General features: G+C 69.8%; 15 protein-coding genes and 7 pseudogenes. 14 read left to right on the top strand and 8 right to left on the bottom strand.

Going from position 1 to position 21,198, the window contains the following annotated elements; translation table 11 throughout:
• The first annotated feature begins 145 nt into the window (after positions 1-145).
• The 3 genes and pseudogenes from AB0L74_RS29215 (at position 146) to AB0L74_RS29225 (ending at position 2,896) form a co-directional block, all read left to right on the top strand.
• Positions 146-1,069 (top strand): hypothetical protein, encoded by a 924-nt coding sequence (locus AB0L74_RS29215; RefSeq protein WP_365658758.1) that lies wholly within the window; start codon positions 146-148, stop codon positions 1,067-1,069.
• A gap of 575 nt (positions 1,070-1,644) precedes the next feature.
• Positions 1,645-1,779 (top strand): annotated as a pseudogene (locus AB0L74_RS29220) (IS701 family transposase); the annotation flags it as partial.
• Between the two features lie 745 nt (positions 1,780-2,524).
• Positions 2,525-2,896: a hypothetical protein gene (locus tag AB0L74_RS29225; protein ID WP_365658761.1), complete on the top strand. Its 372-nt coding sequence runs from the start codon at positions 2,525-2,527 to the stop codon at positions 2,894-2,896.
• Between the two features lie 185 nt (positions 2,897-3,081).
• Here the strand turns inward: AB0L74_RS29225 and AB0L74_RS29230 are convergent.
• A pseudogene (locus tag AB0L74_RS29230) lies at positions 3,082-3,525 on the bottom strand (DDE-type integrase/transposase/recombinase); the annotation flags it as partial.
• A 240-nt stretch (positions 3,526-3,765) separates the two neighbouring features.
• On the opposite strand from AB0L74_RS29230, the gene AB0L74_RS29235 reads away from it, so the two are divergent.
• The 3 genes from AB0L74_RS29235 to AB0L74_RS29245 all read left to right on the top strand — a co-directional run bounded on the left by AB0L74_RS29235 (position 3,766) and on the right by AB0L74_RS29245 (position 8,265).
• A complete protein-coding gene (locus AB0L74_RS29235; RefSeq protein ID WP_365658764.1) occupies positions 3,766-4,116 on the top strand; it encodes a CU044_2847 family protein in 351 nt (116 codons plus the stop codon).
• Positions 4,117-4,228: 112 nt separating this feature from the next.
• Positions 4,229-4,855: a serine protease gene (locus AB0L74_RS29240; protein ID WP_365658845.1), complete on the top strand. Its 627-nt coding sequence runs from the start codon at positions 4,229-4,231 to the stop codon at positions 4,853-4,855.
• A complete protein-coding gene (locus AB0L74_RS29245; RefSeq protein ID WP_365658766.1) occupies positions 4,852-8,265 on the top strand; it encodes a hypothetical protein in 3,414 nt (1,137 codons plus the stop codon). The genes AB0L74_RS29240 and AB0L74_RS29245 overlap by 4 nt, the downstream gene beginning before the upstream one ends.
• A gap of 319 nt (positions 8,266-8,584) precedes the next feature.
• Here the strand turns inward: AB0L74_RS29245 and AB0L74_RS29250 are convergent, their stop codons facing one another.
• Positions 8,585-8,743, bottom strand: a complete 159-nt coding sequence (locus tag AB0L74_RS29250; RefSeq protein ID WP_365658769.1) for a hypothetical protein — start codon at positions 8,741-8,743, stop codon at positions 8,585-8,587.
• A gap of 370 nt (positions 8,744-9,113) precedes the next feature.
• Here AB0L74_RS29250 and AB0L74_RS29255 point away from each other — a divergent pair, with 370 nt between their 5' ends.
• Positions 9,114-9,968 (top strand): hypothetical protein, encoded by an 855-nt coding sequence (locus AB0L74_RS29255; RefSeq protein ID WP_365658772.1) that lies wholly within the window; start codon positions 9,114-9,116, stop codon positions 9,966-9,968.
• 77 nt (positions 9,969-10,045) lie between these two features.
• On the opposite strand, the gene AB0L74_RS29260 is transcribed toward AB0L74_RS29255, so the two are convergent.
• Entirely contained in the window at positions 10,046-10,231 is a 186-nt protein-coding gene (locus tag AB0L74_RS29260) for a hypothetical protein (protein ID WP_365658775.1), read from the bottom strand.
• 117 nt (positions 10,232-10,348) lie between these two features.
• Between AB0L74_RS29260 and AB0L74_RS29265 the strand changes: the two genes are divergently transcribed.
• Both AB0L74_RS29265 and AB0L74_RS29270 read left to right on the top strand, forming a co-directional pair.
• Positions 10,349-10,669 carry a hypothetical protein gene (locus AB0L74_RS29265; protein ID WP_365658778.1) on the top strand — a complete coding sequence of 107 codons (321 nt, stop codon included), beginning with the start codon at positions 10,349-10,351 and terminating at the stop codon, positions 10,667-10,669.
• Positions 10,670-10,905: 236 nt separating this feature from the next.
• Positions 10,906-11,376, top strand: a pseudogene (locus tag AB0L74_RS29270) (oxidoreductase); the annotation flags it as partial.
• On the opposite strand, the pseudogene AB0L74_RS29275 reads toward AB0L74_RS29270, so the two are convergent.
• From AB0L74_RS29275 to AB0L74_RS29285, 3 genes and pseudogenes are all read right to left on the bottom strand, one after another.
• Positions 11,373-11,615, bottom strand: a pseudogene (locus tag AB0L74_RS29275) (transposase); the annotation flags it as partial. The pseudogenes AB0L74_RS29270 and AB0L74_RS29275 overlap by 4 nt on opposite strands.
• Positions 11,616-11,620: 5 nt before the next feature.
• Positions 11,621-12,112 (bottom strand): annotated as a pseudogene (locus AB0L74_RS29280) (transposase); the annotation flags it as partial.
• Between the two features lie 149 nt (positions 12,113-12,261).
• Positions 12,262-12,678, bottom strand: coding sequence for a hypothetical protein (locus AB0L74_RS29285; protein WP_365658781.1), 417 nt, complete (start codon positions 12,676-12,678; stop codon positions 12,262-12,264).
• Positions 12,679-13,081: 403 nt separating this feature from the next.
• Between AB0L74_RS29285 and AB0L74_RS29290 the strand changes: the two genes are divergently transcribed.
• A complete protein-coding gene (locus tag AB0L74_RS29290) occupies positions 13,082-14,047 on the top strand; it encodes an RICIN domain-containing protein (RefSeq protein WP_365658784.1) in 966 nt (321 codons plus the stop codon).
• Between the two features lie 1,124 nt (positions 14,048-15,171).
• Here AB0L74_RS29290 and AB0L74_RS29295 read toward each other — a convergent pair.
• Positions 15,172-17,484: an FdhF/YdeP family oxidoreductase gene (locus AB0L74_RS29295; RefSeq protein WP_365658787.1), complete on the bottom strand. Its 2,313-nt coding sequence runs from the start codon at positions 17,482-17,484 to the stop codon at positions 15,172-15,174.
• A gap of 36 nt (positions 17,485-17,520) precedes the next feature.
• Positions 17,521-18,117 (bottom strand): SRPBCC family protein, encoded by a 597-nt coding sequence (locus AB0L74_RS29300; protein WP_365658790.1) that lies wholly within the window; start codon positions 18,115-18,117, stop codon positions 17,521-17,523.
• A gap of 462 nt (positions 18,118-18,579) precedes the next feature.
• Here AB0L74_RS29300 and AB0L74_RS29305 point away from each other — a divergent pair, with 462 nt between their 5' ends.
• The 4 genes and pseudogenes from AB0L74_RS29305 to AB0L74_RS29320 all read left to right on the top strand — a co-directional run.
• On the top strand, positions 18,580-18,708 hold the full coding sequence (locus AB0L74_RS29305) for a hypothetical protein (protein WP_365658793.1): 129 nt from the start codon (positions 18,580-18,582) through the stop codon (positions 18,706-18,708).
• Positions 18,709-19,507: 799 nt separating this feature from the next.
• Positions 19,508-19,715: pseudogene (locus tag AB0L74_RS29310) on the top strand (RNA methyltransferase); the annotation flags it as partial.
• Positions 19,716-19,885: 170 nt separating this feature from the next.
• Positions 19,886-20,704, top strand: a complete 819-nt coding sequence (locus AB0L74_RS29315; protein WP_365658796.1) for a DUF1963 domain-containing protein — start codon at positions 19,886-19,888, stop codon at positions 20,702-20,704.
• A gap of 69 nt (positions 20,705-20,773) precedes the next feature.
• Positions 20,774-21,118: pseudogene (locus AB0L74_RS29320) on the top strand (ATP-binding cassette domain-containing protein); the annotation flags it as partial.
• Positions 21,119-21,198: the final 80 nt, after the last annotated feature.

Raw genomic sequence — 21,198 nt, forward strand, 5'->3', positions numbered from 1 at the left:
CTCACCAGAGCCACCACAGGGTGGAACAGAGCCGGAACCGTCGTGCCAGCCGCACGCGTCCGCCTCCCCGCCCCCCGCGCCCGCACCCGACGGGCAGGCAGAGCCCAATTCAAGTACCGAGGGCGACTGGCGACGGTATCTGCCTTTGAGAGACGGGAACTTTACCGCTACGGCGATCATCGCGCCGGTTGTCGTCTCGGTCATCGGGCTTGGAATAGCTGGTGGCTTCTCATGGATCAGTGATCAGTTCAAAGAAGAGAAGCCACCCCTGTATGTGTCCGGTTCGCGCTCGCCGAGGTTTGCGGTCTCTACCAAGCCGGGCGTCCAGCCATCCACCTCCATATCGTCGCCGGCGCCTGTGTCCCCTCCCCCCGCACATGGCATTCCTTCCTCGTCGGTGACAGGCAGGCAAGCAGATCAGTCCGAGGCAGAGGCACAGGGAATTCAGTCTTTACGTAATGGCTATCTGTGCCCGTGGGAGGCATGGGTAGTTAACAAACCCCCCAGCGAATTCAGCAACATACCCGTGTTAAAGGATGGAAACCCCGATCCAGAGATCATAAATGATGACACAGCGGGAGACCCCACCAGCACACATCTCAGCATTGATATCCAACCTGTCGACAACAGGCCGCTGCAGGTCAAGGAGCTGAAAATCAAGATCCTCGAACGAAAGCCGGCTCCGACGGCTGACGAAGCGACGTTGGTCGGATTGCAGAACGGCCAGTGCGGAGGAGGTCCCGTAGAGCTAAGAGCGTATGCCGACCTTGATGGCGGCGCCGACTTCGCAACCGTGAGATTTAAAGGCAAGGAAGCATTGCCTCAGGAGCTCGTCGGTGGAAGAACACTAAATATCGATCTCACGGTGGAGACCCGAACCTGCGACTGCGTGTGGATCCCCGAGATTGTCTGGTCTAAGGACGGTGAGGTGAAAACAACAGAGTTCCGGGTCAACGGGAAGAATTTTCGCACCATCGCGTCCATCGGACTTGAGCGTCGCGCCTGGCAGCAGGACCTTAATACGTTGGAGTGGTCAGAGACCGTTTTCGACGAATCCATCCTGGACTAACAACGCTAAGCGGCTGTTCTCCTTCCGATCCTGAGAGATGCGTGTCGAAAGGGAGTCCCGGTTGGGCGTTGCGGGGCTCTTGGTGCGTACCGGTAGGGCCTCCTGAACAGCTTGTTGGTGTCGATCACCGTAGCATCAGGAGATGCTACCTTCACGGCCTTGCCACGGCGAGACAATCCACTGGGAATCTGCGTTCGACCACCACTGCTCAAGATCGAAAAGACAACAGCTTCTGAGACAGGCCGCCATGCGATGAAGCCCTACGACAGCGATCCCGCCCATCAATCTCTCACTTCATGACAGTGTCCACCCACAAACAACCGCTGACCAGCCCGGAAAACCCCGCCCCAGAACACCACCACCGGCACGAAGCCGAGAGAGCGCAGAGCCGCTCTCGCACCGGGTGCAAGGCGGACGGAAACCGCACCAGCCGAACCTCCTGCCACCGTCGGCACTCAGATCCTCAGCGGCTACTGGCATTTCTGCGTGGCACGGGGCGCGGTGCCCTAGTGGGGCTTGGTCATGTGTGGTCTGTGATGGCGTTTCTTCTTGACTGGTCGTGTCGTTGGCTGGGTGTGCTGGGTGGGGAGTTGGCTGGGGTCCGGTGTGATCTGGAGGACTTCGCGGCGGAGATGCTCGAGCCGTTCGCGCGAGCGGAACAGCGACGGTGGGGTGAGGTCTATCTGCGGGGCCTGCTGCTGGACGGCAGGCGCACGCGCCACAGGGCGGCGATCTGGTTCTCGGAGGGATCCCTGATGCGGTCCGGCGGTGCTGTCCGCCGCTCAATGCCGATCGTCGGGTCACCGACGATCCGACCCTGGCGCTGCCACCAGCCGATTGCCCTGCGGGGGATGGCCAGTTCCCGATTGACGGTGTCAGCGTCCATCTCGTTCGCCCGGGCCGCCGCCGGTTCGGCCAGGGCCTCTGGCAGGGCGGGGCCGTCGATCGCGGTGACGGGGAAGACGGGGCGGCTTCGCGCCCCGGCGAGCGGGTCCGGTCGGCACCGGTTCGCCGGCGAGCATCCATCCCCACGTCGTCAGCGAAATCCGGTAGATCCGCGCGGAGGACTTCGCGATGCCCGCGCCGGTGAGGTACCGCTCGACCGCTGCGGTGTACGACGGCGGGGGGACAGGGCACCACCCGGGCGCGCGGCACACGCAACACGCCCCCGGCCCTGAGTTAGTCACTGGTTCGATCCTCATGCCCGCCCCGCCCCCTACATGCTGTCGCAGTAGATGCGTACACCTCGCCCCGGCGGCCGGAACCGTCCGCCGCAGGTCGCGACTCGTCACCGCCGCGCAGCCCCGCCCCTGTGCGGCGGTATGCAGCCCCGGCCTGTTCCCCTATGGCCGCCCGCCTCTCGTCTGGGGCCATCTTCTGGCGGCGACCAGCGACCGTGCACACAGCGTCCTGACGTCCGGCTCCGGTGGCCCGAGCGGGTACGCACCGCAGGACGTGATCGCCAGCGAAGTGACGAGCCTTTACTCCTGGCTGGCTCCGGAGCGCCACCGGTCCGCCGCGGCCGACTGGCACCTCGCCTGGCTCGAAGCCACCGTCGGCCACCGTGCTTCCGGCACTCCCCCGCCCTCACCGCCGCCCGCCGCTTCGGCCTTCCCCCGGCTTCCCGACCCAGGCCTGCCCACCGGCCTCGCCATGGGCCTGCACACTTGGTCCTCCTGCGTCGCCCGTCTGGTCGGTGTCCCAGCCGAGGAAGTGTGGACGCCGGTGGTCGCCAGGCTCTGCCACATCCAGGCCGTCCGCCTCGGCGGTTCGGACGCCGGGAGCCGCGCGGAGACGGTAGCTCTGCTCGCGTTGCCACGGAGGTGACCAGCGGGGCCGGGAGGCCAGCCGCCGTTCGCGAGCCGCCGGATGGACCTTGGGGCGTGCACTTCCACTTGCCAGGCGATGTCCTGGTATAGGGATGGTCTGCCACCGGTTTCGGCCCCGGTTACCGCTCGGGCTACCGCAGCAACAGCGGCTGAATCGGTCACCTCGAACGAGTCGCCGACCGAGCCCCTGGATGCCTGGGTACCGGCCCTGACCAGGCGCGTTGTGAGCTTCACGGACGTGTACTGACAGCCGTGGTCAGCGTGGTGAACGAGCTGGCCGGGGGCGACTTCGCGGCTGGCCAGGGCATACTCCAGCGAGGTGAGGACCAGATCCGCGTCCGCACGGGCGGAGGTCTCCCAGACCACGACCCGGCGGGAGAACGCGTCGCGGATCGCGGACAGCCACAGCGGCCCCTCCCCGGTGGGTATCATGGTCAGGTCGGTGACCCACAGCCGGTTCGGCCCGTCCGCGGTGAAGCAAGCACTCCTTAGAGCCCCGTAACACGATCTTGTAAATGCGTACTGGCGTGCCTGACGAGTAGGACGACTCCGCCGTTCGTGGAGTGTGGGGAATCGGCCGTGGATCGTGGACGAGTTGTACGGCCGTCGTGGCGTGGGCGCTGGCAGCCCCCCCCCTCAACTGCATGCTCCGAGATGCGGCGCCTGCCATGTGCGGGGATCCTGGCCAGGACGCCGAAGCGGGACGTCGACGACCATCGATCGCTGCTCCAGGCATTAAGACAACGTCGCAGTTCCGTTCACGGCGCTTGGCGGCCTCACTCACGGGGCGACAGGGAGCGGCATCGGCGCCGACGGCACCCCGCTCGTCGGCCGCCTGCGGTGAGCACGATAGGCGGAGGAGGCGTTTTGACACCTCTGACTCGGGTTCCGGTGGAGGGCGGGGGCTGGGTTCCGGTCGAGGGGCCGGCGGGTGCGTTGGAAGGGCCGGTGAAGGCCGGTCGCATCGGTGACGCCGTTCATGAGCTACCGGGGACTCTGCAGGGGGCTCTGGAGCCGGTCGCCAAGGCGGCGCACGCCACACTCGACCAGCTGCGCAGGGCTCACCCCGACAACATTACGGTCGAGTTCGGTGTCGACCTTGCGGCCGAGGCCGGGGCCGTGATCGCCAAGAGCCAGGCCAGTTGCCATCTGAAGGTGACCTTGTCGTGGGTGAAGGAAGGACTTGGTCATCCTCTCCCGCACGAGAATCCGGGCTGATCCGGTGGAAGGCGTCGGGAAGGTGTCGGACGGCCGTACAGCGTCGGATTTGCCCGCTGCCGTGGCACAGATCCTCGGGCCGGGAGGGAAAGTAGCGGGGGCCGGCTTCTTGGTGACCGAGGGTGTCCTGGTCACCTGTGCACACGTCGTCCGGGCGGCGGGAGGCGGGCCCGGGGAGCGAGTGGGCGTGGTCTTTCCCCACGTAGCGGATAGGTTTCGGGCCGAGGGGCATGTCGTGTCAGGGCTGTGGCGTGCTCCCGAGGACGAGGACGTGGCCGTCCTTCACCTGAGCAGTAAGTCGGCGAGCATGAGGTCGCTACTGTTGGGCTCGGCGGCGGGCTGCCGGGGCCACCAGGTGCGCTCGTTCGGGTTTCCCGCTCAGGCCCCGCCGGATGGGCACTTCGGCTTCGGTGTGGCCGGCGATCTGCTGCCAGCTGTCGGCGGCAGGGGCCCGCACCTGCAGTTGACGGCCGCCAACGACCTCACGACCGGATTCAGCGGCGGGCCCGTCCTCGACGAGATAACCGGCCTGGTCATCGGCATGCTCACCGAGATCACAGCTCCCGACGAGTACGTACGAGGCCAGGGCATCGCGTATGTCACGCCGACACAGGTCTTGCGGGAGCTCCTACCGGAACTGGCCGAGCAGGAGTTGTGCCCCTACCGGGGGCTGGAATCGTTCACCGAAGACCAAGCACGGTGGTTCGAAGGCCGCAAGATGCAGTACGGCAGGTCGTGACGAACCTGGCCCGCCAGCGGCGGCTCACGCTGCTGCTCGGGCCCTCCGGGTCGGGCAAGTCGTCTCTGATCCAGGCCGGTGTGCTGCGCGCACTGGCCGCTGGGGAACTGCCGGGCAGTGACCGATGGTTGCCGGTGCTAGCCCGGCCGAGGCAGGACTTGTCGGCGGAGATCGAACGCGCGGGGCTGCCCGGGGCCAGCACCGAAGGGATGGCCACGGCGGTCACCCGTCGACTTGCGGCTGAACCCGCCCACGACCGCATCCTGCTGATCATCGACCAGTTCGAAGAACTCTTCACCCAGACCGCCAATGGCTACCAGCGCAACCGCACGGCCGTTCTGGACCAGATCGCCGCAGCGGTCGACTCACTCGCCGAACTCAGCGTGATCCTGGTCATGCGTGACGACTTCTACCCTCAACTGGCCGCTTTGGCCCCCACGGTGCTGGAGAAGGCGATGCCCGGGCTCCTCAACGTACCGGGGGCCCTTACCCGGCAGGACCTGCACGACATCATCGTCCTGCCCGCTCAGGACGTGGGACTCCGTCTCCAACCAGGGCTGCCGGAACAGATCATCACCGACGTCCTGGCCACCGATCTGGAGACAGCGACAGCCGGGGAGGCACCCGTGACCGTGCTGCCCCTGCTGGAGCTGACGCTCAGTCAGCTGTGGCTCCGTCGTCAGGACGGATACCTCACCCACGAGGCCTATCGTCGCATTGGAGCGGTCAGCGGAAGCCTGACCACCTGGTGCGACAGCGCCCTCAAGGGGCTGGCCTCCGGGCAACGTCCCATCGCACGGCGCATCCTGACCGCGCTGGTGCACCCCGCCGACCCTAGCCGTCACATACCGGCCGTCCGAGCGCAGGTCCCTCTCCACGAACTACGAGACCTGGCAGCGGGCCCCGGCGACGCACCCGACGGTGACGTCGACACCGTCATGGCCGCCCTCACACGCCATCGCATCATCACCACCCACACGCTGCGAGACCCACAGCGCCCAGACGCCCCGCCCGGCGAGCCAGTGGCCGAACTCATCCATGACGCGCTCATCCGTGACTGGGGCGCACTGCGCGAGTGGATCAGCCAGGATCACCGTTTCCAGGAATGGCTCAACCGCACCCGCGAACAGCAGGCCCGCTGGGTGGCGACAACCGACACTGGAGACCTTCTCGGGGGAACAGCACTCGCGGAAGGCCTCGAGTGGTCACGGCGACGTCGCCTACCAGGCGACATCACAGCCTTCCTCACCGTCAGCAAACAGCGTCAACAGGCCGACATCCGACGCAGCCGGCGCCTCAACACGATCCTGGCCAGCGTGCTCGTACTCGCACTTCTCGCTACGGGGGGCGCCCTCTGGCAGTGGCGAACGGCAAACGCCCAACGGCAAGCAGCGCAGTCCCGGCAGCTCGCCGCCCAGTCCGACACGCTCTTCGGCACAAACCCTGAGCTCGCCTCGCTGCTTGCCGTACAGGCCTACCGCACCAGTCACACTCGCGAGTCCATCGCTAGCCTGCGGACCGCTGCGGCTCTCCCCCTGCATCGGCGTCTGACCGGCCACACCGACGAAGTGAATCTGGTGAGCTTCAGTCCCGATGGCCGCACCCTCGCCACCGCCAGCAACGACACGACCGTACGCCTGTGGGACATCGCGACCGGCAAGACCCGCACCAGCCTGACCGGCCACACCGACAGGGTGTGGTCCGTGGCCTTCAGCCCTGACGGCCGTACCCTCGCCACCGCCAGCGATGACGGGACCGTACGCCTGTGGGACGTCGCGACCGGCAAGACCCGCACCACCCTGACCGGCCACACCGACAGGGCGACGGCGGTGGGCTTCAGCCCCGATGGCCGCACCCTCGCCACCGCCAGCGATGACGGAACCGTACGCCTGTGGGACGTCGCGACCGGCAAGACCCGCACCACCCTGACCGGCCACACCGACGCCGTGAATTCGGTGGGCTTCACCCCCGATGGCCGCACCCTCGCCACCGGCAGCACCGACGAGAGCGTGCGGCTATGGGACATCGCGACCGGCAAGACCCGCACCACCCTGACCGGCCACACCACCGAGGTGTGGTCGGTGGACTTCAGCCCCGACGGCCGCACCCTCGCCACCACCGGCGACCACACCGTGCGGCTGTGGGACGTCGCGACCGGCAAGACCCGCACCACCCTGACGGACCCCGAGACCGAGTATGTGGACACAGTGGACTTCAGCCCCGATGGCCGCACCCTCGCCACCGGCAGCTCCGACGGAACCGTACGCCTTTGGGACGCGGCCACCCGTGCGACACGCATGTCCCTGATCGGGCACACGGGCGAAGTGTGGTCGGTGGGCTTCAGTCCCGACAGCAATACCCTCGCCACCGGCGGTGTCGACGGAACCGTACGGCTTTGGGACGTGACCCCCAATGCGACACGCACGTCCCTGTCCGGCCACACCGACGCGGTGAATACGGTCGGCTTCAGTCCCGACGGCCGTACCCTCGCCACCGCCAGCGCCGACGAGACCGCACGGCTGTGGGACGCCGCGACCGGCAAGACCCGCACCACCCTGACAGGCCACACCGACGGGGTAATGTCGGTGGCTTTCAGCCCCGATGGCCGCACCCTCGCCACCGCCAGCGCCGACGAGACCGCACGGCTGTGGAACGTCGCGACCGGCAAGACCCGCACCACCCTGACAGGCCACACCGACATTGTGTGGTCGGTGGCCTTCAGCCCCGACGGCCGCACTCTCGCCACCAGCAGCAACGACGCCACCATACGGCTGTGGGACGTCGCGACCGGCAAGACCCGCACCACCCTGACCGGCCACACAGGCACGGTGGTCTCGGTGGCCTTCAGCCCCGACGGCCGCACTCTCGCCAGCGGCAGCATCGACAACACCGCGCGGCTGTGGGACGTGACCACCCGCAAGACACGCACCACCCTGACAGGGCACACCGGCGATGTGAACTCCGTGGCCTTCAGCCGCGACGGCCGTACCCTCGCCACCGGCAGCACCGACGCCACCGTACGGCTATGGGACGTCGCGACCGGCAAGACCCGCACCACTCTGACAGGCATTGGAAGGGTGTGGTCGGTGGCCGTCAGTCCCGACGGTCACGACCTCGCCACCGCGAGCGACGGCCCGGCCGCACGGCTGTGGGACGTGACCGTCGGCAAGACCGAAGCCACCCTGACCGGGCACACCGACAGCGTTGCGTCGGTGGCCTTCAGCCCCGACGGCCGCACCCTCGCCACCGGCAGCACCGACAACACCGCGCGGCTTTGGGATACGACCCTCCCCCAGCCCTCCGAAGCAATCGAGAAAATCTGCCGTGCCGTCAATCGCGATCTCACCCCTCAGGAACGCACGGCGTACTTGCCGGATCAGTCAGCGGACCCGGTATGCCCAACGAGGTAAAACCGGTTACACGCCCACCCTGCTCGCGTACGGGGCCGGGGAGAAAGGCAGCCTTTGACTAAGCTTGTCGTTCATGGTCCGACGTCGAATGCGACTCGAACTTGATCGGCGTTTTCGCAGTTCATCGGACACGTAGGCGGCCTCCGTCTGTCCTGTGCTCCGTCACAGAGTGGATCAGCACGAAGGCCGTGGTCGTGAGTTTGGTGCGTCAGGGAGTCCTACGGGATGCGTCCGCGGAAGTGTCACACGGCGCCGGATCGGCACTCAGGACGTCCTCACCGGCCCGTAACGCACCCCGCCGGAAGCGGCGGTAGGGCGGTCAGCCGCTGGCGGGCTCGGCGCCCGCGCCGAAAGGCGGGACGTCCGTGACCGCGACGTCCCGCCGGAGCCGGGCGAAGCGCACGGGGTGCCGCCACAATCCGCGCTCCTGCGCCGTGTCCACCGGGATCTCGGCGACCAGCTTCGGTTCGACGAGCACGACGTCGAGGGGGGTGCGCGACCCCCAGGAGGTCGTGAACCGTACGCCCTCCCACGGGTGCTGGGGTTTTGCTGGTGTCAGCCACTCGGCGAGGTCGCGCGCCGCGTCCGGCCGCAGCGGCGTACTGCGGCATCAGGCTGCCCCTGCGGGACTGCACGAGCACCGGGCCGGGCGCCGGCCACGGCGTGAAGACGATCGCCCGGTAACCGTCGAGCTTCGGCTCCCCAGTCGTCTCGGGCGGTGCCGGCGCACTTCGGCAATCGTCTGGTGCGGGGGCCGCGGTTGCCGTAGGGTGCCGGGCGGCCTTTATGGGAGCGCTCCCACAAAGGTCCACGCAATCCCTCCGACCTCACCCGATGGAGAACTTCGCATGCGCTCTCCCCTCCCCTCCGTCCGGCGGCTGCCCCGGCTGCTCGCCGCCGTCGCCCTGGCCGGCGTCACGGTGGTGGCCGCCACCGGCGGCGCTCCGGCCCACGACCGCCACGGCGGTCGGCCGATTGGCGGCTGCGCCCCCGACCCGGCGTTACTGTTCTGCGAGGACTTCGAGGAGCTGCCGCGCGGCGCGGGCACCAGCCTGGACTGGGGCGTGGACACCCGGAACGGCGCGCTGTCCGTCGAACGCGAGCGGGGCCGCGGACACGGCGGGAAGCGCGGCGCGGACCAAGTGCTCCGGGTGCGTACCGAGGGCAACGGATACGCGTTCCTGGAGGTCGACGACTTCTCCGCCCCGGACAACAGCTTCTTCGGCCGGATGCGGGTGAAGGTCGACGCCTTCCCCACCGCTCCGGACTGGGCCCACTTCACCCTGGTGGAAGCCACCGGCCGCGGCGACGGCAGCGTGGTCCGGCCGATCGGCGGCCAGTACGTGCCAACCGTCGGCGACGGGGTGCAGCTGTGGGGCATCGGCTCCGACGGCGGCCCCACGGGCGACTGGACCGACTGGCGCGAGTCCGCCCCGGCCGAATCGGGGAAGTGGACGTGCCTGGAGTGGGAGATGGACGCCTCGGACAATCGCGTGGCGGTGTGGATCGACGGCGAGCCCCAGCCGGACATGACCGTCACTACCACCCGGCACGGTGGCAATCCGGTGGACTTCGTCTTCCCCGCCTTCGACACCGTCCGCATCGGCTGGCAGCTCTACCAAGGCAATCCCACCCCGGACTCCTACGACCTGCGCCTGGACGACCTGGCGCTGTCCACGGAGCGTGTCGGCTGCGGCCGCTGACCGGCACCACGAGCCGGCGCCCGCTCAGGGCACCGGCCGGCGGAGGCTGACGGCGAGCAGGGCGGTGGCGGCCAGTATCACGGCAGCCGCCACCGCCATCGCCCGGCCCGGCGGGCAGCGCGTTCAGCTCGGGCCCGGCGCAGGGCCGCAGAGTGGGAGACGTCGGCCTGGCGGCGCTCGATGCGGGCCTGCTCGATCGGGGCCATCTGGTCGTCGGCCGTCGCCTCCGGCTCGGGGAACGCCGGGAGGCTGAGCGCCCGCATCGTCCTGGTCTGCCGCTCCGCCGCCTCCGCGATCGGGGGGCGACGCGGCTCGGGGGCGCGACGGCCTGGTGCGCGGCGAGCTCCTGGTGGAAACCCGGCGAGGCCATCTCGCGGACCTTGACCGGCGCCTACGAAGCGCCCGGCGTGGCGGCCGAGGCCTCCGACGCGGTCCGGAGCGCGGACGCAGCGCCGGGCGGCAGGACCCGCACGGTGCTCACCGCGATCACCCGCCGCCAGCACGAACACCGCCAGCGCACCGTCGACCGTCTCACCACCGTCCTGGATAGCGGCCTGCTGTCCGCCGAGCTGACCGAGATTTCCCTGTACTACTGGGCCAAAGCCCATAAAGACCTCAGCCAGGACGACGCCGCCCGGGCAGGAATGCAGCAGGTCGCCGAACCTCGGCGGCCGCCTTGCCCCTGCGGTGCGGCGCCGTAACAACTCCGGCCGCTTTGCCGTCAGCCATCGCTCACTCGTACCCCTCACCGTTTCACGGCGGCTTCACCGTCCCGTCATGCGGTGATCACGGTCTCCGTATGCTGCGGCATGCTCCATACGCATGCTGCTCGGCGCGAACGACGATCGGTCTGGGGGCGTAGCCGCCCTGCGTCTCGCCGGGACGCGTATCACCGGCCGTCTTGACCTGTCCGGGGCGAAGATCTGCCACACGTCGGGTCCGTCGGAATCCCGGGTATGCCCCGCAGCCCTACGAGCAACTCGCGGGCTGGTACCGGCGGATCGGCCACGACGACGACGCCCGCCGCGTGCTCCTGGCCAAACAGCGCCACCGACGCCTCACCCTGTCCCTGCCGGCACGGGCGTGGGGGCACCTGCTCGACGTGACCGTAGGCTATGGCTACCGGCCCTGGTTGGCAGGCGTCTGGCTCCTGACACTGGCCCTGCTGGGCACCCTGGTCTTCGGTACCCACTCTCCGACCCCGGTGAAGCCGGGTGAAGGCGTCCCGTTCCAGCCCCTGGTCTACACACTCGACCTCTTGATTCCCATCGGTGGTCTGGGACAGCGCGCGGGGTGGTACTGGTCGAACAACGGCCTCCAGTGGCTGGCCTACCTGCTGATCGCTTTCGGTTGGATGCTCACGACCGCCGTCATCGCCGGTGTCACCCGCACCCTGCAGAAGAACTAGCGATCGACAGTTGAGTTCAGGCGTCGCCAGCAGAGCGGTGCGCATCCGAGGATGAGGAAGGCTTCGTGGATGTCGCCGCGGATCTCCCAGCGGATCCGCAGGCGGCGGAACCAGTGCAGGTGGGCGAAGGCACGCTCGACAACCCAGCGTTGAGTGCCGAGTCCGGAGCCGTGTTCGGTGCCGCGTCGCGCGATCAGCGGCTTCACTCCCAGCACGCGGACGAGACGGCGGTACTTGTCATGGTGATCCGCAGGCCGTGAGCGCCGTCGCCGCAAGAGCGGCGCTTCCACTTCTGCCGGGGCAGTCCCTGGAACAGGTCGTGCACGGGGTGGTCGAGCACGAAGCGGGTGACGACGGTGTCGTGGCGGGTGGTGGCCATGACGTGGAAGACGTCCGCCCGCTCGAGCTCGTAGCGCCCGCCGTTGGAAAAGCCGTAGGCGGCGTCCACGGTCACCCACCAGAAGGGAATCTTGTCGGCGATCGCGCGGCGGGACCATCGTCTTGGCGATGGCCACCTCGCTGGCGAGGAGACGGGCAGATACAGACGTCGGTCGATCAGCGTCCGCCCGCGGTCGGTGGCACAGGCGAGGAAGACGCCGATCTGGCAGTTCTCGGTGCGGCCGGCGGTGCCGGAGTACTGGCGTTGCACGCCGCCCGAGCGCACTCCCTTCTTCGGGAAGCCGGTGTCGTCCACGACCAGGACGGCGTCCCGGTCACCGAGGTTGTCGACCACGTACCGAAGGCCGGCGTGACGTGCGCCCCGGACGACTCACCGACGGCGTCGTCGAGGATGCCCGGGACGGGCGACGGGGTGTCCGAGGGAAGGCCGGCCGGGCCGTGCCGATGCTTCGGTACGGCCCGGCCGGGAGCGCTCCGCGGACGGGATCAGCGGCTGGACCGGCAGTAGAGGGTGTCGGTCAGGCACACCATGACCTTGGCGTTCCTGACGTCGTACTCCGGTGCGGTGCTCAGCGGAACCACGGTGCCCGATCCGCCGGCCCGACCGAGCAGCGTCTTGTCCGTCACCCCGTCGCTGCAGCGGGTGTACACCAGCCAGGCGACGGCCGCACGCCCGTCTGCGGCGGTGTCCCACAGAGCGTTCTCGGCGTCGTCCTTGAGCTTGGCGTAGGAACATTCATTCCACGCCGCGCCAGTGACCAGGGTGCCCCAGGCGTTGCCCCCCTGATTCGCGTCCGTGGTGTAGATGTCGAAGTTCTGCGCGGCTGCGTGCGCGGTACCCGGGGCCATCATCAAGGCACCGACGGCCACGGCACCGACCAGGCTGGCGATCTTGCCTTTCATAGGAATCCTTTCGCTGTGCGGACGGCGTTGCATGACGTTCCCGGTGGAAGGCGCCCGCCGGAATCGCTCAAAGCCTGGGGGAGGCGACGGTATCCGGGCAACGGCGGATGGCCGTCCCGGACGAGCGGACACCGTCCGGCCTGGTCGCAGCCTTGTCCGGGCGTCATCCGGACAATGACCCGGGCAGAGATGACGCCAGGCTGGCGGGAAAGGGCTCTTGTCTCCTCGCCGGGAGGGAGGTCAGGCTGTGCCCCGGTTCTCGACGGTAAAGGCCAGGGCCGCGGTGACGGCCCCCGAAAGGGGCGTGACGGTGGAAAGCAAACGCGCATTTCCCGATCCGGCGACCGCCGGTAACGCTGCGGAATTCGTCGCACTCCTGCGCGCGCGTAAAGAATGCGCGAACGTGACTTATAGGCAGCTGGAGATGAAGGCGGCGGAATCGGGCGATGTTCTGCCCCGCAGTACATTGGCGGACGTCCTGCAGCGGGCGACGCTTCCTCGCGAGGAGCACCTGAGGGTCTTCCTGCGCGCTTGCGGCTGTACCGACCGGGAAGTGGCCGTCTGGACGGCGGCACGCAGCAGGCTCGCCGCGGTCGGCGAGGGCCGCACCGCCGCCTCCCCTCCGGCCGGGCCCCCGGACCCGCATCCGCGCGCCTCCCGGCCGCGTCGGCTGCGGCATCGCGCGAGGCTCCTGGCACTCGGTGCCGCGGGCGGCGCACTGCTGGCCGTCACCGCCGCGTGGACCGTCCGGGGAACACCGCACAGCGGCGACAGCCGGCTTCAGGTGCCGTCGGCCACGGCCCAGGGTGGCCCCGTGGCCGCGGGCGAATACCGCATACACCCCGTCCACAGCCACCCCGACCGCTGCCTGGACGGCACCGGTGAGGGCAGCGGCTCCCTCGCCATGGTGGTCGAATGGACATGTACCGGCTCGCGGGACCAGGTGTTCGCCGTGGAGCGCATCAGCGCCGACCTCTACCGGGCGCGGCCGACAAACACGATCCGGGGAGCGGGTCCGTGGTGTGCCGCATTCGCCTCTTCCGAGACCGGCTCCCTCTGGCTTCCCCGCCCGTGCCGGGACGACGATCCCCGTCAGTACGTGAAGCTCGAACCGGTCCCCCTCGCCCCTCTCGCCGGACAACCGGCGTACAGCATGCGGACCGCACGGGGCGATGCCTGTGTCACCGTCGGCCGGGAGATCGACCGGAACGACGTCGCCGAGGTCGCTCAGCACCCCTGTATGGACAGCCCTCGCCAGCAATTCGTCCTCGTCCCCGTCCCCGGGACTCGAACGGGGAGCGGCGGCGACTCGAAGGCCCTCCACGGCACCCCTCTGCACGCCTCCCGACCGTCCCCGCCCGCAACGTGACCAACGGGCCGGCGCCCAGGGCGCGACGGGCATCCGGCGTCCTCCGCAGCCTTCACGTCCTCAGCGTCGTCCCGCCGGCCCGCCCGACCACGGCCGGCCGCACTCCGGCGCGACCCGGCCCGCGTGCACCCCGGCCTGCGCGCACCCCGGCCTGCGCGCGGTCCAGCCCCCGTGCGGCCGACCGGTGAGCGGGGTCCCCGGCAGTTCCGTGCCGGGTGGTGGACGCGTGCCGCTCGGCCGCGGCCGAGCGGGTGCAGCGGCGGGTGAGGCCCGGCTGCCGCGCACCGTGTCCGCGCGGCCTGGTCGGAGAGGTCCTCGGGGCCCTCTCTGCCTGTGCGACATCCCGTGAGTTGCCCTGAGCCCCGTTGGTCCCTCAATCCCGTGGCCAGGAGGTTCGCCCTTTCTCCAATGCCTCTTCATGGCCTGACGCAACTTCGGGATCTCTGCAGCGTTCTCACTGTGCCCGACTGGTCCACGGTCGGGGACCCCTCACGCCGGACACTGCCGCCGGGATGAGCGATGAGCGGCGCGCACGCCCGCCCTTCCCGGCCAGGCCGTGCCGTGCTCGCTCTCGCAGCGCTGGTCCTGCCCCCTCCCGCGGTCGTACCGACGGCCCCGCTCGGCGGCCGCTCAGCCCCCGGCATCCGTGCCGGACGCTGCCCCTGAGGCGGGCCCGCAGGCCCAGGATGATCGCCGCATCAACCGGACCGAGCGGCGCCCCGACCGGCACGGTGCCCGCCCGCACCTTCCTCGGTGGTCGGGCACGGGGAGCAGGCGGCGATCAGGATGACGGCGGCGAGTGTGGTGGGACCACCCCCGCGGGAGCGGGGAGCAGCGGCACGGAGGAACGCCCCGTCCCTGAGGGAGGGGACCACCCCCGCGGGAGCGGGGAGCAGACTGGCTGACCTGCGGCTCTTCCAGAGTTGTAGCCGGTTTCTGGGCACTTTCTCCGATACCGACGAATGAGACATAGGGAATGTTACCGAGCCAGCCTCTGAGTCGACGACAGCGTGTCGGAGGTGCTTCCCACGGTCCATGACACGAACGCCCCTGACTCCGGCCGTCGGCACGTCACCGCCTTGCGTCCGCGGGCCCCGCCCGGGGTACGACCGTCCCGGTCCCGGTCAGACGGGTGCCGGCCGGGACCGGTCGCCCGTGGGTTCCAGGCGGACGACGATGCCCTTCGACGTGGGCTGGTTACTCATGTCGGCGACGCTGTCGAGCGGCACCAGGACGTTCGTCTCCGGGTAGTAGGCGGCGGCCGAACCCTTGGCCGCCGGGTAGGACACGACCTCGAAGTTCTCCGCCCGGCGCTCGGTGCCGTCCTCCCAGACGCTCACCAGATCCACCCGGTCGCCCTGGGCGAGGCTGAGCTCGGACAGGTCGGCCGGGTTGACCAGGACGACGTGGCGGCTGCCGTGGATGCCGCGGTAGCGGTCGTTGTTGGTGTACGGAATGGTGTTCCACTGGTCGTGCGAGCGCAGGGTCTGCAGCAGCAGGTGCCCCTGGGGGGCCAGGGGCACCACCCGCTCGTTACAGGTGAACCGGGCCTTGCCGGTCTCGGTCCTGAACACGCCCTCGTTGACCGGGTTGGGCAGCTGGAAGCCGCCCGGGCGGGTCACCCGGGCGTTGAAGTCGTGGAAGCCGGGCACGATCCGGGAGATGCTGTCGCGGATGGTGTTGTAGTCGCCCTCGAACCTGGCCCAGGGGATGTCCCCCACGCCGTCGACGGTCAGCCGGGCGAGCCGGCACAGGATGGCGACCTCGCTCAGCAGCATGCGCGAGGCCGGTTCGAGCCGCCCTTGGGAGGTGTGCACCTCGCTCATGGAGTTCTCGACGGTGACGAACTGCTCGCCGTCGGCCTGGACGTCACGCTCGGTGCGCCCCAGCGTCGGCAGGATGAGGGCGGTCTCGCCGCTGACGGTGTGCGAGCGGTTGAGCTTGGTGGAGATGTGGGCGGTCAGCCGGCACGAACGCATCGCCTTCTCGGTGACCTCGCTGTCGGGCGCCGCGCGCACGAAGTTCCCGGCCAGGGCGAGGAAGACCTTGATGCGGCCCTCCAGCATCGCCTTGATCGAGTTCACCGAGTCCAGGCCGTGCGGGCGCGGCGGGTTGAAGCCGAACTCCTTTTGCAGGGCGTCCAGGAAGGTGTCTGGCATCTGCTCCCAGATGCCCATGGTGCGGTCGCCCTGGACGTTGCTGTGACCGCGCACCGGGCAGGCGCCCGTGCCCGCGCGCCCCAGGTTGCCGCGCAGCATCAGGAAGTTGACGATCTCCCGGATGGTGGGCACGCCGTGCTTGTGCTGGGTGATGCCCATCGCCCAGCACACGATGACGCGTTCGCTGCGCAGGACCTCGTCGCGGACCTTCTCGATCTCCTGACGGGTCAGTCCCGTCGCCGCGTGCACGTCGTCCCAGTCGACGGTGCGGGCGTGCCGGGCGAAGTCCTCGAAACCGGAGGTGTGGGCGTTGATGAAGTCGTGATCCAGGACGGTGCCGGGACGCGCGTCCTCCGCCTCCAGCAGCAGCAGGTTCAGTGCCTGGAACAGGGCGAGGTCCCCGCCCGGTTTGATGTGCAGGAAGCGGTCGGCGATCTGGGTGCCCCGCCCCACGACCCCGCGCGGCTTCTGCGGGTTCTTGAAGCGCCGCAGCCCCGCCTCCGGCAACGGGTTGACCGCCACGATGCGGCCGCCGTTGCGCTTGGCCTCCTCCAGGGCCGAGAGCTGCCGCGGGTGGTTGCTGCCCGGGTTCTGCCCCACCAGGAAGATGAGGTCCGCGTGGTGGAGGTCGTCGAGACTCACGGTGCCCTTACCGACGCCGAGCGTCTCGTTCAGGGCGAAGCCGCTGGACTCGTGGCACATGTTGCTGCAGTCGGGCAGATTGTTGGTGCCCAGGGCCCGGGCGAAGAGCTGGAAGACGAAAGCGGCTTCGTTGCTGGCCCGGCCGGAGGTGTAGAAGACCGCCTCGTCGGGCGAGTCCAGCCCTTTGAGCTCCTGCGCGAGGACGCCCAGGGCGTCGTTCCAGCCGATGGGCTCGTAGTGGTCCGATCCGGGCCGTTTGATCATCGGCTCGGTGAGCCGGCCCTGCTGGTTGAGCCACATGTCGGAACGGGCGGCCAGATCGGACACGCTGTGCTCGCGGAAGAAGTCGGCGGTGATCCGGCGCGTCGTGGCCTCGTCGTTGATGTGCTTGGCGCCGTTCTCGCAGTACTCGTTGCGATGGCGCCGGCCCGGGGCGGGGTCGGCCCACGCGCAGCCGGGGCAGTCGATTCCGCCCACCTGGTTCATGGTGAGCAGGTCGACCCCGGTCTTGCGCGGGGAGGTCTGCTCCAGGGAGTACTCCAGCGCGTGCAGGACGGCGGGGACCCCGGCCGCCCACTTCTTCGGCGGCGTTACGGAGAGGGAGGGCTCCGGCTCCTGACCGGGCGGGTTCTGCATCGCTTGGCCTTTCTCTTGCCGTGTGCGGTGGGCGGGTCAGCCGACGGGCCACTGGGCGACACGGCTCCTGGGCGGTTCCGGGGTGTCGTGCTGGACGCGGCCGTTGCGGATGGTGCCGCGCCAGGCGCCGCCCTCCTGGCCGAGCCCTTCGATGAAGTGCTTGAAGTTGACCAGTTCGGCGCGCACCAGCCGGGCGGTCAGCCCCGTAAACCCGGGGGAGCGGGTGAGGACCTTCGCGGCCCCGTGCGGCCGCAGGAGCATCCGGACCGTGATCGCTGTGCCGCCGGACCCCGTGGTCCTGAACTCGACCTCGCCCTCGTGGGTGGGGTGCTGCTCCAGGCCACGCCAGGCCAGGTAGGCGTCGGGGTCCTGCTCCACGATCTCGACCGGGAAACGGTGGCGCAGCGGGCCGTAGCCGATGATCCACGCGGTGGCGGTGGGCCTGAGCTGCTCGACGTCGCGCACCACGGCCGAGAAGCGCGGGAACGCCTTGAACTGCGTCCACTGGTTGTAGGCCGTGCGGACCGGCACCGCGACCTCGACCGTCTCCGCGACGTGCCACTCACGCAGCGGACGGCGGCGTGTGACGCCGTCGCCGTCGGTGCGCCCGTCGTCCTCTTCGTGCGCCATCATGGTCCTTCTTCCGGTGAGAAAGCCGGGCGTCCGGGCACCCGTCCTCCCCTCATGGGTCAGGGCACCACTTCCGGTTCCCCGATCCCGGGTTTCGAGTCACCCGACCACACCGGCGTCCCTGGGCGCGGACCCGACCGCGAGAAGAGCGCCGGACCCGAGGCACCGAAAGGAACGCCGCGCACGGTTTCTCCCGTTGCCCGGCGGACACCTCCAGCTTCACCCCTGGACACGGCCACCCGCCACTCACCGCGCCCCGACGTCATGCGCTGCCTCAAACGATTCGTCGCCCGAGAGGTCTACCGCGCCCTGACCAGCACGCCAACCGAACACATCACTCAAACCGACCTGACTCCAGCAGCGTGACAGCCATAGGTACGCCGGAACGCCGAGATTCCGGGCGGGGCCGCCTGCACCTCTGTGTGCCGGCGGGCTGCGAGGTCGTCGCGGCGTGTGCCGCGTTCTATGCAGGAGATCACGGCCGACCAGACCGTCACCACCGAGCCCGCAGTCGCGGACAAGCCCGCCGCAGTGCCGAGCACCGGCGGCTTCGCGCCGCCAGTCAGCGCCCGCCCGGTGCCGTCCTCGCCCTGAGGCGTCAGACGTTCAACGACTCGGCCGAGGACGATTACTTTGAGGCCACTCCCCCGGCAGGCGGGAGGGACCATCCCCGTAACCGCTGGCGCAGACGCAGCGGTACCTCGTCCCCTGACGGCTCCTCCGCCCCGGGCAGCAGCCGGCCGCGCGCGGCGCCGGACTCGGCGCGTACCGGCCCGTCGGTTCCTGGTCGACGCAGGAGCCGGCCCGGACGTGGGCGGCCGGCCCGGCTGGCGACCCGCGGCCTGGCGCTCGCCCCCGCTCTTGGGCAGCCGCACGGGCGGCATGGCGGCGGGCCTGTCCGGCAGCGGCCAGTTCACTGAAGCCGGTCCTCGAGGGCTCCGGCTGCTACAGCCGCCCCGCCCGAACCGGGCACGAGTGGCCGCGCCCCCACCCACGTCGTACACAGGTCCTGTGAGCGGAGACGGCGACAAGGCTGCGGTCCGCCGGACCACGGCCATCATCGTCAGCGTGTTCTGCGGCGGGCTGTCCTCACCGGCGGCTGCGGCTTTTCCGACCCGGGCGAGCAGCACACGACGGGAGCCGGCCTTCGGGTGAGCGGCAGCCAAGCACGGCGCCGCACGGCATCGTGCCGCCGTCGGCACGGTCTGGGCCTGCCGGGCCATCCGTCCAGTTCACGGCGTTCACGGGGCACAGGTGCGCGAGCCGGGCCCGGGATGACCGGCATCAGCATGGCCGTGACACGCTAGAGGTCCTCAATGACCTGCTCGACGGTGCGGTCGAGGCCGTATCCGAGATCGTGGAGCGGCTCGCGCGGGCCGGCGGCCTCGGGCTCGCCGGCTCGCGCACGGCGGAACACGGCCAGGGCCTGCGCCCACCGGATCGCCTACGTGGCCTGTGACCCGGCTGCGTTCGCCCCTGACCTGGGGTACTTCCGGGACGGGGGGTACCGGGTGCGGACGCTGCGGGCGTTCGATCTGTTCCCGGTGACCTCGCACGTGGAGTGCGCGGCGATTCTGGAGCCGGCCGCGAGGGCCTCCTGATCTGTGGTCCGGCCGCCGCGCCATCAGTGCGGTGTGGGCGTTGCGGGCGCCGTCCCGACGCTGACTTGACGCTCGCGCCACTCGTTCAACGGCGGGCATCGCCGAACGCCGTGCCTTCGAGCGCGTTCGGTCCTGCCGCTGCGCGCCCAGGAGGCCGTTAGGGTAGCCCGGTGACCGACGCGAGCAGGGACAGAATGAACCGCTTCCGGGCCGAGGCGGCATCCCGGGGGCTGCCCCCGGAGGAGGTGGAGGAATGGATACGTGTCGCCCGTCCGGCGGTGTACCTGGCGGAGGGCGGTGACGGCCCCCTCGTGGCCCGGGTCGGCGGAGAGCCCATGCTGCCGCACGGCGTGCCCAGGCCGTCCGTTCCCCTCGTGGCCTGCGTCGACCTCGCTGCTCTCCCGCCGGGCGCCACCGGCCTCCCGCTCCCCGCCGACGGCCGCCTGCTCCTCTTCTCCGGCACCGAGGTGCTCGCCGGGGGACAAGTGTCCGACGCGGTGCTGTACGTTCCCGCCGGAACCCCGACAACCCCGGGCCTCCGCGCACACACCTGGCGCGAGCCGTACCGGCCGCGTGAGCTCCGCACGGTCTGGCACCAGCCGAGCGCGCAGATGCCGGAGAGCTTCGCCCTCGACAGATGGGGCGAATTCCCCGAGGACGAGCAGTTCGAACTCGCCGGCGAACTCGGCGACGCCTGGGCTCACGTGGGCGGCTACCGCCCTTCCTGGACCCTGCAGATCGGCGGTCACCCGGTCTCGCCCCAGAACGACCCCGTCCACTACGCCCGTGGCCCCGAGGAGGCCGGCCCCTGCGAGTTGGGCGGTACGGCCCACGCAGAGGGCGCCGACGACTGGGCTCTCCTGGCCACTTGGAGGTGCGGCGACGACGTCACGGAACTGGACTCCGGCGTGGCCCATTGGGTGATCCGCCGCCGGGACGTGGCGGCCCGGCGCTTCGACCGGGTCCATCGCTACGTCGAGATGGCCTGACCGCGCGGGGCGGGGCGGCCGGCTCCGCATCACCTCCGTCGACCCGCTGACCGCCCTGGGGACCGCCCGATGAGCCTGCGCCTGACCGGCATCACCCTCACCTACCCCGACGGCGACACCTCGCCTGACCGCCCTCGACCAGGTCGGCCTGGAGGTTCCCCGGGGCAGCCTGACCGCCGTGGCGGGGCCCTCCGGCTCCGGCACGTCCAGCCTCCTCGCGGTCGCCGCCACCCTGGTCTCCCCCGACACCGGCACCGTCACCATCGGCGGCCAGAGCACCACCGGCCTCACCCCCGCGGCGAACTGACGGAACTGCGCCGCCACAAGATCGGCATCGTCTGCCAGCAGCCCACCCTCATCGCCTCGCTCACCGCCGCCGAACAACTCCAGGTCATGGCCCAGATCGACGGACGGGCCGGCAGAGCGCGTCGTCGACGGCCCCGGCCCGGCTCGTGCCGAACGGGACCGCAAGAACACCCCGGACGCCCGCCGGG

Source organism: Streptomyces sp. NPDC052020 (genome assembly GCF_040680575.1).
Taxonomy (GTDB): Bacteria; Actinomycetota; Actinomycetes; order Streptomycetales; family Streptomycetaceae; genus Streptomyces.

Coding starts and splice junctions, on each gene's coding strand:
- AB0L74_RS29285 (WP_365658781.1), bottom strand. CDS start 12,678: ATGAAAGGCAAGATCGCCAGCCTGGTCGGTGCCGTGGCCGTCGGTGCC.
- AB0L74_RS29295 (WP_365658787.1), bottom strand. CDS start 17,484: ATGCAGAACCCGCCCGGTCAGGAGCCGGAGCCCTCCCTCTCCGTAACG.
- AB0L74_RS29260 (WP_365658775.1), bottom strand. CDS start 10,231: ATGCGGGCGCTCAGCCTCCCGGCGTTCCCCGAGCCGGAGGCGACGGCC.
- AB0L74_RS29305 (WP_365658793.1), top strand. CDS start 18,580: ATGCAGGAGATCACGGCCGACCAGACCGTCACCACCGAGCCCGCAGTC.
- AB0L74_RS29255 (WP_365658772.1), top strand. CDS start 9,114: ATGCGCTCTCCCCTCCCCTCCGTCCGGCGGCTGCCCCGGCTGCTCGCC.
- AB0L74_RS29300 (WP_365658790.1), bottom strand. CDS start 18,117: ATGATGGCGCACGAAGAGGACGACGGGCGCACCGACGGCGACGGCGTC.